This window comes from Pseudoalteromonas sp. SG44-5, assembly GCF_014164175.1.
GTDB classification, from domain to species: Bacteria; Pseudomonadota; Gammaproteobacteria; order Enterobacterales; family Alteromonadaceae; genus Pseudoalteromonas; species Pseudoalteromonas nigrifaciens.
The window spans coordinates 113698-129614 of record NZ_JACJES010000003.1; the positions used below are offsets into that span (position 1 = coordinate 113698).

Consider the following 15917-nt stretch of genomic DNA (forward strand, 5'->3'; position numbering starts at 1 on the left):
AGTATGCTGCACTGACTTTATTTAGCTTTTAATTTTCATGGAGAAAATATGCACCTCTTACGTCTATGTGTAGTAACGACGACTTTACTTGGTTTAATAGCCTGCTCTGAGCCTGAGCCGCAAGTAAAAGAAGAGCCAATACGCCCGGTAAAGTTATTTAATATTGGTCACGATTCGCAAGTTAACATTCGCAGTTTTCCTGGTGAAGTAGTTGCAAATCAAGGCTCTTACCTTGCATTTAGAGTAAGTGGTGAGCTGGTTGAGTTTCCGGTATTAGCGGGTCAGCATGTAAAAAAAGGACAACTATTAGCTAAGTTAGACCCTGAAGATTTTCAGCTGCAATATAATGAGCGTAAAGCCCGCTACGAGCTGGCTAAATCACAATTAGGGCGCATTGAACAACTATTCGAAAAACGCATTACCAGCCAATCAGAGCTTGATCAGGCTATTGCTAACAAGCAAGTTGCCGAATCGGCCTTTAAAATTGCACAAACGAATGTGGAATATAGCCAACTTAGAGCGCCATTTGCGGGTACTGTTGCAAAAGTGTTTGTAAAAAACTTTGAAAGTGTACAAGCAAAGCAAAATATACTGCGTTTAGAAACCCGCGATTTAATGGATGTTGAAATTCAAGTACCTGAAAGAATTGTGGCGCGCTTTATTAAAGGAACTCAATACCAACCAACGGTTATTTTTGACGGCTATCACGATAAAAAATACACACTCACACTTAAGGAGTGGGACACCCAAGCAGATCCCGCCACATTAACGTATAAAGTTGTGTTTTCGCTGCCTGTTCCAGAAGATTTTAACTTACTTGCCGGTATGACTGGCCGCGTACTTATCGATTTAAGTAAAGTAACGCAATCACAAACCGCTTACACTATTTTGCCCAACGAGGCGGTGTTTTCTGATCCGCAGCAATCTATTAGTAACAACGCTTATGTATGGTTATATAACGAGCAAACCGGCCAAATACATAAACAAGCAGTAAAAGTGGGCCAATTACACCGCGATGGCATTGAAGTACTCAGTGGGATTACAGAAGGACAGCAAATTGTTTCTGCCGGTGTACATTCATTAAAAGAAGGCATGCAAGTACGCCCATGGAATAAAGAGCGAGGTCTGTAATTATGAGCTTTGCACAACTATCTATAGAGAAAAAAGTTATTAGTTGGATGTTTACCCTACTGCTACTTATTGGCGGTGGTGTTTCTTATTTTGACTTAGGGCAATTAGAAGACCCTGAATTTACGTTAAAAAAAGCCATGGTTATCACCATGTATCCTGGCGCGTCGCCACAGCAAGTAGAGGAAGAAGTTACCTTCCCTATCGAAAATGCGATTCAGCAATTACCTTACGTTGATTACGTTACCTCTATTTCGTCAAATGGTAAGTCGCAAATTACCGTAGAAATGAAAAGTAACTACCGAAAACAAGAGTTAAGACAAATTTGGGATGAAATGCGGCGTAAAATTAACGACCTCAACCCATCTTTGCCCAGTGGTGTATACGCTAGTAAAATTATTGATGACTTTGCTGATGTTTACGGCGTAATGTATTCAGTAACCGGCGACGGCTATTCGTACGACGAGCTTAAAGACTACGTAGACTACCTTAAACGCGAACTAGTACTGGTTAAAGGCGTAAGTAAAGTAACTATTGCGGGGGAGCAACAAGCGCAAGTAATGGTTGAAATTTCTACGCAAAAACTTGCTCAATTAGGTATAGCGCCTAGTCATATTTATCAATTATTACAATCGCAAAATACGGTTTCTAACGCAGGTAAAATTAGGGTCGGCAGTGAGTCTATTCGCTTACATCCTACTGGCGAGTTTAAAGATGTAAAAGAGTTAGAAACCCTGCTTATTTCTAAATCGGGTGCCAGCGAGCTAATTTATTTAGGTGATGTAGCTAAGGTATATCGCGAGTACGCCGAAGTGCCCAACAATATTATTCGTTACAACCAACAACAAGCATTGTTAATTGGCGTGTCGTTTATGTCGGGCGTTAATGTTGTTGATATAGGTAACGACATTGACGCGCATCTTGCGTCGCTTGAGTACCAGCGGCCACATGGGATTAAAATTAATGCTGTTTATAACCAACCAAACGAAGTAGAAAAATCGGTAAACGGTTTTATAGTTAGCTTAGTTGAAGCGATTGCTATTGTAATTATAGTGTTACTGCTGTTTATGGGGGTTAAAAGCGGGCTATTAATTGGCGGTATTTTACTGCTTACCGTTTTAGGTACTTTTATTTTTATGAAGTTATTTGCTATAGATTTGCAAAGAATTTCGTTAGGTGCGCTAATAATCGCACTTGGTATGCTTGTTGATAATGCCATTGTTGTTACCGAAGGTATTTTAATTAACCTCAAACGTGGGCAAACTAAGCTAAGAGCCTCTATTAATATTGTTGAACAAACTAAGTGGCCATTACTTGGGGCAACTGTGATTGCGATTACTGCATTTGCGCCGATTGGTTTAAGCTCCGACGCCAGCGGTGAGTTTGCCGGTAGTTTATTTTGGGTATTACTTATTTCGCTTTTATTAAGCTGGATCACTGCCATTACCCTCACACCATTTTTTGCCAACTTAATGTTTAAAGAAACGCAATTAAACGCTGATGGCGAGCAACAGTATGACGACCCATATCAAGGTTTTATATTCACCAGTTACAAAGCCAGCTTAAACCTTGCTATGCGCTTTAGAAAAAGCACTTTAGTTTTAATGTTAGTACTGTTATGTAGTGCTGTTGTTGGTTTTGGCGCTGTAAAGCAATCATTTTTTCCGGCATCTAATACGCCAATGTTTTATGTCGATTATTGGCAAGAACAAGGCGCTGATATTCGCTCAACGCTTGAGGGGATTAAAAAGTTAGAAGCATTTTTACAGCAAAACCCGCTCGTTACTGAAATAACCAGTACTGTAGGCCAAGGTGCTCCGCGCTTTATGCTTACCTATGCTCCTGAAAAATCATACCCCGCGTACGGGCAATTAATTATTCGTGTAGCTGACCGTGAAGCAGTTGCCACTGTTATGCAAAAAGTACGAGACTTCGCACAGCACAATCCGGTTGCCGCACAGCTTAAAGTTAAACCTATGGAAATAGGCCCTTCAACTGATGCAAAAATAGAAGCGCGTTTTTCTGGCCCAGATCCTGTTGTACTTAGAAAACTATCTGCTCAAGCCAAACATATCATAGCGCAAGATACAGGTTCGCATAATATTCGTGATGATTGGCGGGCACGTACCAAAATGATCCGCCCACAGTTTAACGAACAAAAAGCGCGTCGTTTAGGTATTAGTAAATCAGACCTTGATCAAGTATTACTTACTAACTTGTCGGGTAAGCAAGTAGGTGTATATCGTGATGGCACCCAATTACTGCCTATTATTGCGCGCTCTCCTGCTAACGAGCGCTTAAACGTAGAAAGTGTACACGACCTACAAATTTTCAGCCCAGTATTGGGGGTGTTTATACCGGTTACTCAAGTTGTTGATGAGTTTGTAGTTGAATGGGAAGACAGCTTGATTATGCGCCGCGATCGTAAGCGCACTATTACCGTTATGGCTGACCATGATGTACTAAGTGACGAAACGCCGGCTAAACTATTTGCACGCATTCGCACCGATATCGAAAACATTGAGCTGCCACGCGGTTACGAAATGCAATGGGGTGGCGAATACGAGTCATCGAGTAAAGCTAAAAAAGCTATCTTTGGCTCATTGCCGATTGGTTACTTAGCTATGTTTGCAATTACAGTATTGCTGTTTAACTCTGTTAAGCAGCCTTTAGTTATTTGGGCTACTGTACCACTGGCAATTATTGGGGTAAGCGCTGGGCTATTGGTCATGAATGCGCCGTTTAGCTTTATGGCATTATTAGGATTACTAAGCTTAAGCGGTATGTTAATAAAAAATGGCATAGTATTAGTGGATCAAATAAATCTTGAGTTATCTGAAGGTAAAGCGCCATACCAGGCGGTATTTGATTCAGGAGTAAGCCGTGTACGCCCTGTTGCTATGGCAGCAATAACCACTATATTGGGGATGATCCCACTATTATTTGATGTGTTTTTTCAATCAATGGCGGTTACCATTATGTTTGGCTTAGGTTTTGCTACCATATTAACTTTAATTGTAGTGCCTGTGCTTTATACCATTATATATAAAATTGAATATCAGCCACTTAAAACTCGAATTAAATAAAGCAAATAAGCTTTTAGTAAATTAATAAACGCAGCTAAAGCTGCGTTTATTTTATATACCACTTTATACCTGCCTTATAACTGCCTACTCTTAGTAATAAAGTACCATTGTGATTATGCCGCTCAAAAAACATCGTTTTTCTTATATTTTATATACATACAAACATTTTAAATATCTGGTATTTTGTTTTAATAATGCTAATGTAACTTTAAGGTTAATCATTTTAAGGACATGAGAAAATAATGAGACTATCCCTAACTCAATCAGCAGCAAGTATATTGTATTTAGGTTTTATCCAATTTTTCCTTGTTGTTGCATTTTTGGGGGCTTTAGAAAGTGTTGTTGTTACGCAAAGCTTAATGCCGGTTATTTCTCTGCAACTTTCTTTGACTGCGTTAGCCTTAGCTATTTTATTGGCTTTTTTACCTAAGGTTTTACCTACAAAAAAAATTAAATATCTCATACCTATATTACTCATTACCGGCGCTATGTTGTTTATTAACTTTGAGCTAAGTTTGTGGCGACACGATAGCAGTAGCTGGTTTTGGGACAGCCATAACCCTTTTATCTCATCTTTTAGTGCTGTAATGGTATTTGTGTTTTTTTTAGCTTTAATTACAAAAATTAAAAACCCAATTACTACCGTTAAAGGCTCTATAACCGCTAAAGTAATTACATTTTTTGCTATTTTTATTGGCATAACACTTTGGCATGTTACCGCGGTTCAAACAGTAACTAACGCAGCAGTAGATGCACAAAATAAAATTAAGTTTGTTGAAACTATACTCAATAAAAACCTCGAAAGTCATATCACATCACTTACTCGCATAAAAACACGTTTAGAAGCAGTGAATGCCGACGACTTTATAAAAATGGCTAATATAGACTTAAAAATTTATACCCAAGACTTTGAAATTATTAGCAGTATGCTTCTTCTCGATGAAGATTTGAATTATATAAACGGTACAACATACTCTAAGCAATTTACTAATGACGGATTAATTGCAACCAGCCCTATTACTAACTGGTTAAAAGCAGCTGAAAATAAAGTGAGATTTGCGGCTAACTCTGCAACCTTAGATACAGATACGCCCATTATAATGTTCTCAATTCCAATAACGGCAAGCAATGGCAAAAAATACCAAGTGCTGGCCCTGTTAAATTTAAACTTGTTAATTGAAAACAGATACATAGATTATCTCAGCTCGTTTGATACTTTTATTGAGTTAACACCTAAAATTTATTTCGCAATCGACAAAAACCAAAAAAATGTTCAAGACTTAAATAGCTTATTAAGCCGTTATAGTAAGCACTATATAGTTAACGAAATTGTTGTAAGAGAGGTAATTAAGCACAACGTTTATAGCTTTATTAAAGACTATTCAAAGCTTAAAGAAGCGGCACAAATTGAGCAAATGATAATATGGCTTACTTTTGCGTTTATTTATATTTTGATCTTAGCCATTGACTCTACTTTTTTGCTCAGACAACAGTCTATTGTGTTACATAAAATGGCTAAATACGACGAGTTAACCGGCCTGCTACGCCGTGATGCATTAAATGCAGAAATAGAGGCTAAGCAGGTTAACTGTGTGGATGTAAATTGCGCGATGGTGTTTTTTAATTTAGATGGCTTTAGCGCGGTAAACAATAGTTTGGGCCATAAATTAGGTGACATGGCTTTGCAATTAGTCGCTAAAAGGCTTAAAAAAAATGCAGTTGCAGCGGATTCCATAGCGCGTTTTGGCAATGATGAGTTTGTATTGCATTACTGTAATATATCTAAGCAGCAGCTATCGGATGAAATTACACTCGTAATAAAATCGCTAGCCGATATATATAACTTAGGTGAAGTTGATATCCACCTTACTGTGAGTGTTGGCATAGCCATGTCTGATGGGGAGGTCATTAGCCCTGCATTACTACTACAACAAGCTGATATAGCAATGGATAACGCTAAAGCTTTAGGCGGCAATCAATTTTGTTTTTACCATAAGCTTATGGATGAGAGCCATAATTTTATGGTTACAATTAGAAGTGAGCTACAAAAAGCGATTAAAAAAGAGGAGTTAGAGGTTTATTATCAACCCATTTATAACTTAACTACTCAATGTATTGTTGCTGTAGAAGCTTTAGTTCGCTGGAAAAATAATGGCAGTTATATTTCTCCAGCTGTTTTTATTCCTATTGCTGAACAAACAGGGCAAATATTACAAGTGGGCGAACAAGTCCTCACTCAAGTGCTAAACGATATGAGTACCATAGCTGAATTACAAAATATTTGTGTTGCGGTTAACTTTTCACCGCAACAAATACAACAGCGAAACTTTACCGAAAAGCTGTATAAGTTAACGTCTGAAAAAAACATACAGCCTAAGTTGCTCACCATCGAAGTGACCGAAATGATTATGTCAGAAAAAGGCGCTATTGAAAAAGTGCTTAAGGCACTGATGAATAAAGGTTTTAATGTAGCAATTGATGACTTTGGGACGGGTTACTCAAGCTTGTCTTATTTATCGCGTCAGCCGGCAAATATAATAAAAATAGATCGTGAATTTACCATTGGCGCCGAATTAGCTGGGCAAAAAAGAGCATTGCTAGAAGGCATTATTAATATTTGCACGCAGTTAAATAAAACAGTGGTAGTAGAAGGTGTAGAAAGTCCTGAGCTGATTGGTTATTTATCTAAGTTCAATAACATTAGAATACAAGGCTTTTATTACTGTAAACCTATGCCTCTGGATAAACTTATAGAATATATACATAGCAACAAATAGCGATTTTGATAATAAATTATTAAAATCGCAGGTTAATTAAGTTGTTGTACTGTACCTAATGTTATATCGCTTTATTTTTTAAGGCTCAATATTCCTTTTGAGTCGGATGATTTATTTGCTTTTATACTTTTAGGTTTACCAACATAAGTGGTTGAGCGCTTTTGATAAGGCGTTTTACTACGCTCTTTTTTACGTTCTTCAGTGCGCTCACCTTGATTAAAACGTTTAGGGTTTTCGCCCTGAAAATCACGTTTTTTATCACTTGTTTTTTGCGGCTTAGCTACAGCTTGCGGGCTTTGTTGCTGTAAAGCGTTTGCTTCATCGTATACTGAATGCTCTTGGGTTTTTCCTGAGTCAGAAATAGAGTTGTTTATAATCGCCATTTCTTGTTCAGTTAAGTGACGCCATTGCCCTACTTTTAAACCTTTAAGCGTCACATTCATAATACGTACGCGTTTGAGTGTGACCACTTCGTAACCTAAATATTCACACATTCTACGTATTTGACGATTTAACCCTTGGGTTAAAATAATAGTAAACTGCTGCGCACCGGTTTGGATTACTTTACATTTCTTAGTGATGGTATCGAGTATGGGCACACCATTACCCATTTTAGCTACAAACTGACGGTTTAATGGTTTATCTACAGTAACTACATATTCTTTTTCGTGATTATTGCCAGCGCGCAAAATTTTATTAACAATGTCGCCTTCGTTAGTTAAAAATATTAGCCCTTCAGATGGGCGATCTAAGCGCCCTATTGGAAAGATCCTATCGGGGTAATTAACTGCTTTAACAATATTACTTTGAATTTTTCGCTCTGTAGTACAGGTAATACCAACGGGTTTGTTATAGGCAATATAAACGCGTTTAGGGATTGCTTTAAGTGTTTTGCCATCTACCAATACAACATCAGTAGATGAAACTTTTACGCCCATTTCCGGGCGAATACCATTAACAGTAACACGACCGTCTTCAATATATTTATCAGCCTCGCGTCGCGAACAAAAGCCAGTATCGCTAATAAATTTATTTAATCGTTTTAAGTCTGTCATGGAAGCAATTCACCTTAATTTTAAAGGCTGCTAGTTTAAACCACCCACAATAATTTTTCGCCCTTAATTTAACCTTTGTAGCCGTTTAAGCAGTGATTTTTGCGTAGGTTAATTTTCGCCATATGTATTCTAAAGGGCCTTGTTGAAAATAGCGGCTATAAATGGCGGTAATAATAAGCTGAATAACGATTAGTAAGGTAGCAACTAAACAATAGTCAATACGATTAAAACTGAGCGCCCACTGCTTAAAAAACACTTTAAACAACACAAGTTGCATTAACGTTTGGCTTATATATAAACTAAATGCTAAACGCCCTACTTGTTGAATTAATTTTCCTGTGTTGGCATTGTTACTACACAACTTAACTGCAATGTGAATATAAATAACCGCCATACATAATGCTGCCACACTGTTAATTAATTCTTGCAGCGCATAAAATACACCACTGCTATATTGCTCTGTAGTTAGCCGTAAACTGGTAAATAGTAGCGCACTACTAATTACTAAAATGAGTTGCTTTGCCGATAAGCCACTAGCAAACACCTGTTGCTTATACAGATATATACCTAATAACATTAGCGCTGTCGTTACCCACATGGTAAGTATAGGCACCATAAACACCATTAAGGCGTTCATAGTTATGTTAGATAACAAGTGATCGCCATATGATTGAAAGTATTGGCTATACAAAGCATTAAACTCTGGCGAATCACGGTATATTAATGTCTCTGGTACGCTATACATAACTAAAGCGGTTGCCAAACCCGAGAGTAGAATAAACCCATAGGCGTGCTTTAAAAGTTGCTCATTGGTACTGCTTAAGTACCTTATAGCAAGCAACCCCGACACCCCATACAAAAACAAAATATCGCCGGCCCAAAGTAAAAAACCATGTAATAAACCAAAAACTAGTAACCAATATAGGCGGCTTTTAAGTGGTAAAACCAAGTTATAGCGTTGCCATTGTATGTATAAAGCCGCCCCAAACAGTATGCTAAATATGCTCCTAAAACGCCCCTCTATAAATATTAGGTTTAATGTTTGAATCAGGCTATCGCTGCTTGGTGGGGTTGTTAGGGGCGTATAACCGAGTTCGAATACTCCAAAGGTGTATATATTCATAAACACCAAGCCAAGTACGGCAATACCACGAATGAAGTCTAAATTATAATTACGCATTATCTATTCCATTACGTGATATTTTTATAGCTATCGGCCCAGTCTACCGCTTGTTTATAAATGTTAGGTAGTAATTTACTATCTATATTTATTAATAAAACGGCCTGCTCTAATGCCCACCAGCTTCCTGATTCATATGCTTTTACGGTTTCAAGAATATAATGTAAGGTGTTTTTTTCACCCTGTAACGCTGCTTTAATGTCATCTGGAAATGGTAGTTTATTAACTAATAAACTCATAGGTTGATCTAATATGGCATCGAGTAACGAAAACAGCCCGGTTAAAAAGGCTTCACCTTTTTGCTGTTTACTTATTTGCGCGGCAATTAGCTCACAAAAGCGAGCACGGACTACGCACATTTTCATTAATTCGGCAGGCTTAGACTTAACTGTATAAGCAGTAACGATCAAACTTACAAACTTTTTTAACCGTTCCTGACCTAAGTATACTAATGCTTGTTTAAGGGAAGATATTTGGCTTTTAATAGGAAACACACCACTATTAATTAAGCGTAATAGTTTGTATGCCAGCGCAGCATCAAGCTCAAATAAACCAGAAATTACGCTTATATCTGGATTGGGTTTCATAACTTCTGCATAAATTGCAATTACTAGCGCGTAATTATAGTCAATATCGTTTTGTTTAAGCATAGTTGGCTTTGCAAAATAATAACCTTGAAAGTAATCAAAGCCCATTTTGTAGGCAAGTTCAAACTCCTCAGGCGTTTCTATTTTTTCGGCAAGTATTTTTATTCTTTTATGTTTTTTTAGTTTTTTAACAACCTGGGCAATTTCAGGTAATGGGGTTTGGCGTATATCAAACTTAATCAGATTTACCAGCTTTAAAAAACGCTCCCACTGTGGGGTGTACACAAAATCATCTAACGCTAATTTATAATTACTATGAAATAAATCACGGCATAACTCATAATTATCGTCTGTGGGCTCTATGGTTTCGAGTAACTCAATCACCACATCTTTACAGGGTAAAAATGCACATAAATCGAGTTTTAACGACTCTGGTCCTATATTAATCAGCGCTTTTTTACCTGACGTTATATGGCGGGTTCCTAAGTTAAGCTGATTTTCCATGATCAACCTTGCCGTTGCTTGGCCATCAGATATTTCTGGAAAATAGTTTTTATCACTATCACGAAATAATAGCTCATAAGCAACCACATTCTGGCGACGATTTAATATTGCTTGCCTTGCAACAAATACAGACACATTACCTACTTCTTAGTTTTTATATAGTACTTAGCTATTAATAACGTAATCAGCAATAATTGTCACTTTTCTTCGACAAAATCATGTTATTTAAACCGTTTAGTTTAAAATACATGCAATTTTAAGCAACCGTTAATAAACGCTACAAGATAAGTCTTTAGTTCTCTTCTACCATCAGCGATAATAACGATATATTAATTAACATTCTGAAATATATTAATTTGATGTTGAAAAAAAGCATTCTACTTTCTATTGCTGCTCTGTTTATTTTTAGTGCCACATATATAGGCTCTGCTATTTATACCTTGTATAGCAAAAAAATGATTTCTGTTGACCCTAGGCTCAAAGAAGTATCTGGTATTGAGTATGATAAGCATAAACGCTTATGGGCTATTAACGATAGCGGCGACGAGCCTAAACTTTACCGACTCAATGATGATGGCTCAATTGCTAAAGAAATATTAGTGACTAACGCTAAAAATATAGATTGGGAAGATATGACCCAAAATAAATTTGGGCACTTTTTTTTAGGTGATTTTGGTAATAACACCAATGAGCGCCGCTGGCTTACTATTTATAAAATAGAAAACCCCATTGATATTAAAACCGATACCACCGAAGCTGAAATAATTAAGTTTACCTACCCCGAGTTAGACGGTACACCGGTTGCTCCAGATAACCGCAATTATGACTTAGAGGCGTTTGTAGCATTAGGTAGGCACTTATATTTATTTACCAAAAATCGTACTGAACCCTTTGATGGCATTACAAATGTATATAAAGTGGGTGATCATGCGGCTAATTTTAACGCAGAACTAATCGACTCATTTAAAACCTGCACCACCATGGAAAAGCTCTGCTGGATAACCTCGGCTGCACTGAGCCCTGATCGGAAAAAACTAGTGTTATTAGACTCAACTAGCCTTTGGTTATTTGAGAATTTTAAAGGGGATAAGTTTTTCTCTGGTGATGTATCGCGAATAGACCTAGGCATTGTTACCCAAAAAGAAGCGGTTACTTTTTACGACGACAACACCATAGTATTTACCGATGAAGAGTTTAAAGGTATCGGCGGTAATGCCTATGTTATAAAACTCGACGAAGCCAAAAAGCAAATCATTAGAAAAGCACCTTTAAAACCATAATAACTAATGGTGCTTAATGTATTACTTTAAAGTGCTGAGCTTAGGTAGCTCAGCAAAATAAATATCAATAAAAAAGGCTCTAGCCTTCTTCTTCTACTAGCGACTCTAGTAGGTCGTGTATTTCTGCTTTAAGCTCTTTATCCGAAATTTTATTAGCGCTGATTTTAGCATCTTGAAGGTTTTTAATTGCAGCCTCTTTTTGGCCTAATTCTAGCTGCAAAGTTGCCATAGAGAATGCAACCGACGACATATGATCTTTAGAGTTAATGGCTATCGATTTTTTTAAGGCTTTTTCGTAGCCTTCAATTGCTTCTTCTAACTCTTCGGTAAAATCAGCCAGCGTTTCCCATTGTACAGGGTGATCTTTGCTGGTGTTTTCGTTTTCAATACAAATTGCTTTAAGCTGCGCGTAAAGTGACTCGAATTTTTTTGTATCGTTTTTATTTGCAGCCGCCATTAGCTCTTCAGCTAAGTCGTGTACTGCTTTATATACTTTGGTGTTCATCATTGCTAATTACCTTTTGCTACCACTAAATAGTGGGTAAATTAATCATTCTCTCTTTAATAAACTTATTTTAGCAAATTAAGAAATATAAGCTGCAATGAAGTGCACTTTATCAAGGTTAATACCAATACCATTGATTAAGAGAGCTATTTAAATGACGAGAAAGCCACTAAATTATTAGTGACAAGTTTAACGCATTTACCCGAGCAAAAGATAAGTAATTAAAATATTACGAACTTACGCAGTCAATAAACTTTTCTGCGACTAAGCTAACCGGTGTTTTTTTATCGTAAAATGCTGCGTTATGCGCCGTTAAAAACTGTGCGCATTTTGCTTTTGATTGATGAAACTTGAGTTTGCAAGAGTCAACCGTTTTCCCTAAAACCTGCTGATAAACTGCATCATCGCACATTGAAAGTGCAAATTGTGAAGCTCCAGCAATAATTTCATCTATGCTCACTGAGTCTGGGGCCGAATCTGAGCCTAGTTTATAAAATAAATCGCTATACTCTTTAACTTCAATAGTTTTGTTCGCATTAAAAATGGCGGCATGAACACTAAGGTAATAGCCACTCGTTATTATTAATAAAACAATGATGGTTATAATAACTTTCACAATTTGTCCTTATTATGTCAGCAGATTGCTGATTCCTTGGCAGTGCGGCTAATGAAATAAACTACCCAATGTACTGTAAATTGATTGCTATTAATTGAATTAAAAAGGGAGAGTAAAATTCAACTTTCCTAAGTTTATTTAAACAGTCCTTGTTTACAAAGTACAAGCTAATAGTATCCACTTTCATGACATTAGAGCTTGTACTCTATGCAATAACTTTATTATAAATTGCTCGCTATATCAATGCGTAATCGCTACCTGTTTACATTTTTATACAACAAACCTAGCGTTTAAATTTGGTTTCTAAAATAACAGATGAAGTAGTGCGTTCTACACCATCTAAGTTGCCAATATCATCGAGTAAGTGGCTAAGTTGTTCTAAGTTTTGTGCTTGCACAACTGCAATTAAGTCAAACTCGCCACTAATAGCATAAAGCTGCGATATAGCATTAATTTGCTTTAGCTCTAAATTGGTTTTTGTCGTCAGTTTTTGCCTTACTTTAATAGACACATGAGCGGCTACCATACTATTTAAAAAGTCATCGCCGTAATCAACGCTATAACCTTTAATTACGCCACTTTCCTCTAGCTTTAACATGCGGCTTTGTACAGTTGAGCGTGATAAATTAAGGTGCCTAGCTAAATCTGAAATACTCGCTCTGGCATTGGTTTTTAAAATAGATAATAGCTTTTCGTCTTGTGGAGTTATCATAATGCACAAACCCTTCGTTAATTTGACTTTTATTCTAATCATTTTTCACAAAATAGCACTGCAAATTTCATTCACAACCTTCGATAATGACACTTATAACAAAAAACACAGTGTTTACTGAAGAATACAGGCTAAGTTCTTCTTTGTTTTAGCAACACTTTTTTAAGTAGCCACATAATTTAGGTGTAAAAATGCAAGTAACTAGAGACTTATTTAACGATGTAATGGTGCCAAATTACAATCCTTCAGCAGTTATTCCGGTACGCGGCGTAGGTTCGCGTGTATGGGATCAAGATAATAACGAGTTTATTGATTTTGCCGGTGGTATTGCGGTTAACTGTTTAGGACATTGTCATCCGGCTTTAGTTAATGCACTAAAAGAGCAAGGTGAAAAAATTTGGCATTTATCAAACGTAATGACTAATGAGCCTGCTTTGCGTTTAGCTAAAAAAATGGTTGATGCTACATTTGCTGAAAAAGTGTACTTTGCCAACTCAGGTGCCGAAGCTAACGAAGCAGCGCTAAAATTAGCGCGTCGTTTTGCCCTAGACGTACACGGTGCTGAAAAAACGCAAATTATTGCTTTTAATAAAGGCTTCCACGGTCGTACCTTTTTTACCGTAACGGTTGGTGGTCAAGCAGCTTATTCAGATGGTTTTGGCCCTAAGCCTGCCGATATTGTGCATTGCGATTTTAACGACATTAGCGCATTTGAAGCCCTTATTAGCGATAAAACCTGTGCGGTAATGATGGAGCCACTACAAGGTGAAGGCGGTATTATTTCACCCACTGACGATTTTGCACACAAAGTACGCGAGCTATGTACTAAGCACAACGCGCTGCTTATTTTTGATGAAGTGCAAACGGGTGTTGGCCGTACTGGCGATTTATACGCGTATCAGGGCTTAAACGTAGTACCTGATATTTTAACTACAGCAAAAGCGTTAGGTGGAGGCTTTCCTATCGGTGCCATGATCACCACCACGGCAATAGCAGCGCATTTAAAAGTTGGCACACATGGCTCTACATACGGTGGAAATCCATTAGCCTGCGCCGTAGCCGAAGCCGCTTTTGATACAGTAAATACCCCAAAAGTACTTAGCGGCGTAAAAGAGCGCGAACAGCTGTTTCGTGATGGCCTAAATGCGATTAACGAAAAATATAATGTATTTAGTGAAATTCGCGGTAAAGGTTTATTAATTGGTGCTGCACTAAACGACAAGTTTGCTGGGCGTGCACGCGACTTTTTAATAGCCAGTGCTAACAATGGTTTAATGAACTTAGTAGCCGGTGCGGATGTTATTCGTTTTACTCCGTCTTTAGTTATTCCGTTAGAAGATATTAAAGAAGGCCTAGAGCGCTTTGATAAAGCCGTAAGCGATGTAGTTAACGGTTAATAATAGTAAACCAGCACGCCTTTGGGCGTGCTATTGGAGCAAGTAATTAATGCAAGTATTACGTCCTATTACAGCCAACGACTTTGATGCGCTTAAGCAAATAGCAATAGAGTCTGGGCATGGGTTTACCTCTTTGCCCGTAGATGACACCCAGCTAAAAGAAAAAATTGACCGCGCTGAAAAAAGCTTTGCTAAAAACATTAATAAACCATTGGACGAGAGCTATTTATTTGTTTTAGAAGACAGTGAAACAGGTAAAGTGATTGGCACAACCGCAATAGAAGCCGCTGTAGGCTTAACTGTGCCGCTATATCATTATCACTTAGGTAAAACAGTGCATCACTCGCCTACATTAAATGTATACAACACTGTTGATATTTTGAGCATGTGTAACGACTACACGGGTTGCTCTGAAATATGCACTTTGTTTTTACGTGAAGACAGCCGTACTGGCTTAACTGGGCGCTTTTTATCGCGCTCGCGCTTTTTGTTTATGGCGCAGCACAGTGAACGCTTTGCCGATACCGTCATTGCCGAAATGCGCGGTGTAAGCGACGAGCACGGCCATTCGCCATTTTGGCAATGGCTGCAAGAGCACTTTTTTAGTATTGAGTTTCCACAAGCAGATCATTTAGTCGGTTTAGGCGACAAGGTATTTATTAGCGAGCTCATGCCTAAGTACCCTATTTACGTAAATTTACTGAGTAAAAAAGCCCAAGCCGTGATCGGCCATGTTCATGAAAAAACCAAACCCGCGCTTAAACTTCTCGAAAAAGAAGGTTTTGAACATCGCGGCTATGTTGACTTATTTGATGCCGGCCCCACTGTAGAAGCCAAGCTAGGTAATATTCGCAGTATTCGCGAGTCTCAAGTGTGCCCTATTACCATAGGTGAACTTGAACATATAACACAAAACAGTTCCGACACGCTCGCTATTTGTAATCATGGTGTGAGTGACTTTAGAGCTACATTTACTAAACACGCGCATTATAATCATGCAAAGCATACGTTAATCATTAGCCAAGCAGTGGCTGATGCACTTAAGTTAAGCCAAGGAGATGCAGCACGATTCTTTCGTCTGTAAATATAT

The 15917-nt window shown here is 37.8% G+C and carries 12 protein-coding genes; 6 read left to right on the top strand and 6 right to left on the bottom strand.

Annotation, left to right across the window (positions count from 1 at the left end):
- The first annotated feature begins 48 nt into the window (after positions 1–48).
- The 3 genes from H5079_RS05165 to H5079_RS05175 all read left to right on the top strand — a co-directional run bounded on the left by H5079_RS05165 (position 49) and on the right by H5079_RS05175 (position 6991).
- Positions 49–1131: an efflux RND transporter periplasmic adaptor subunit gene (locus tag H5079_RS05165; RefSeq protein WP_089369265.1), complete on the top strand. Its 1083-nt coding sequence runs from the start codon at positions 49–51 to the stop codon at positions 1129–1131.
- A gap of 2 nt (positions 1132–1133) precedes the next feature.
- Positions 1134–4214 carry an efflux RND transporter permease subunit gene (locus tag H5079_RS05170; protein WP_182683612.1) on the top strand — a complete coding sequence of 1027 codons (3081 nt, stop codon included), beginning with the start codon at positions 1134–1136 and terminating at the stop codon, positions 4212–4214.
- A 242-nt stretch (positions 4215–4456) separates the two neighbouring features.
- The gene (locus H5079_RS05175) at positions 4457–6991 is read left to right on the top strand and encodes a bifunctional diguanylate cyclase/phosphodiesterase (protein WP_182683613.1); all 2535 of its coding nucleotides are present in this window, start codon (positions 4457–4459) and stop codon (positions 6989–6991) included.
- A gap of 71 nt (positions 6992–7062) precedes the next feature.
- Here H5079_RS05175 and rluF read toward each other — a convergent pair whose 3' ends face one another.
- The 3 genes from rluF to H5079_RS05190 all read right to left on the bottom strand — a co-directional run bounded on the left by rluF (position 7063) and on the right by H5079_RS05190 (position 10452).
- Positions 7063–8046: a 23S rRNA pseudouridine(2604) synthase RluF gene (rluF, locus tag H5079_RS05180; RefSeq protein WP_182683614.1), complete on the bottom strand. Its 984-nt coding sequence runs from the start codon at positions 8044–8046 to the stop codon at positions 7063–7065.
- Positions 8047–8131: 85 nt separating this feature from the next.
- Positions 8132–9226, bottom strand: a complete 1095-nt coding sequence (locus H5079_RS05185) for a DUF418 domain-containing protein (protein WP_182683615.1) — start codon at positions 9224–9226, stop codon at positions 8132–8134.
- An 11-nt stretch (positions 9227–9237) separates the two neighbouring features.
- A complete protein-coding gene (locus tag H5079_RS05190; protein ID WP_182683616.1) occupies positions 9238–10452 on the bottom strand; it encodes an EAL and HDOD domain-containing protein in 1215 nt (404 codons plus the stop codon).
- Between the two features lie 224 nt (positions 10453–10676).
- Here H5079_RS05190 and H5079_RS05195 point away from each other — a divergent pair, with 224 nt between their 5' ends.
- Positions 10677–11597: a hypothetical protein gene (locus tag H5079_RS05195; protein WP_041454933.1), complete on the top strand. Its 921-nt coding sequence runs from the start codon at positions 10677–10679 to the stop codon at positions 11595–11597.
- Positions 11598–11676: 79 nt separating this feature from the next.
- Here the strand turns inward: H5079_RS05195 and H5079_RS05200 are convergent, their stop codons facing one another.
- The 3 genes from H5079_RS05200 to H5079_RS05210 all read right to left on the bottom strand — a co-directional run bounded on the left by H5079_RS05200 (position 11677) and on the right by H5079_RS05210 (position 13430).
- A complete protein-coding gene (locus tag H5079_RS05200; RefSeq protein ID WP_011330057.1) occupies positions 11677–12105 on the bottom strand; it encodes a hypothetical protein in 429 nt (142 codons plus the stop codon).
- A gap of 226 nt (positions 12106–12331) precedes the next feature.
- The gene (locus tag H5079_RS05205; RefSeq protein WP_182683617.1) at positions 12332–12718 is read right to left on the bottom strand and encodes a hypothetical protein; all 387 of its coding nucleotides are present in this window, start codon (positions 12716–12718) and stop codon (positions 12332–12334) included.
- Positions 12719–13001: 283 nt separating this feature from the next.
- The gene (locus tag H5079_RS05210) at positions 13002–13430 is read right to left on the bottom strand and encodes an Lrp/AsnC family transcriptional regulator (RefSeq protein WP_011330054.1); all 429 of its coding nucleotides are present in this window, start codon (positions 13428–13430) and stop codon (positions 13002–13004) included.
- 191 nt (positions 13431–13621) lie between these two features.
- Between H5079_RS05210 and H5079_RS05215 the strand changes: the two genes are divergently transcribed.
- The gene (locus H5079_RS05215) at positions 13622–14827 is read left to right on the top strand and encodes an aspartate aminotransferase family protein (protein ID WP_011330053.1); all 1206 of its coding nucleotides are present in this window, start codon (positions 13622–13624) and stop codon (positions 14825–14827) included.
- Between the two features lie 49 nt (positions 14828–14876).
- The gene (gene astA / locus H5079_RS05220; RefSeq protein WP_011330052.1) at positions 14877–15911 is read left to right on the top strand and encodes an arginine N-succinyltransferase; all 1035 of its coding nucleotides are present in this window, start codon (positions 14877–14879) and stop codon (positions 15909–15911) included.
- Positions 15912–15917 lie beyond the last annotated feature (6 nt).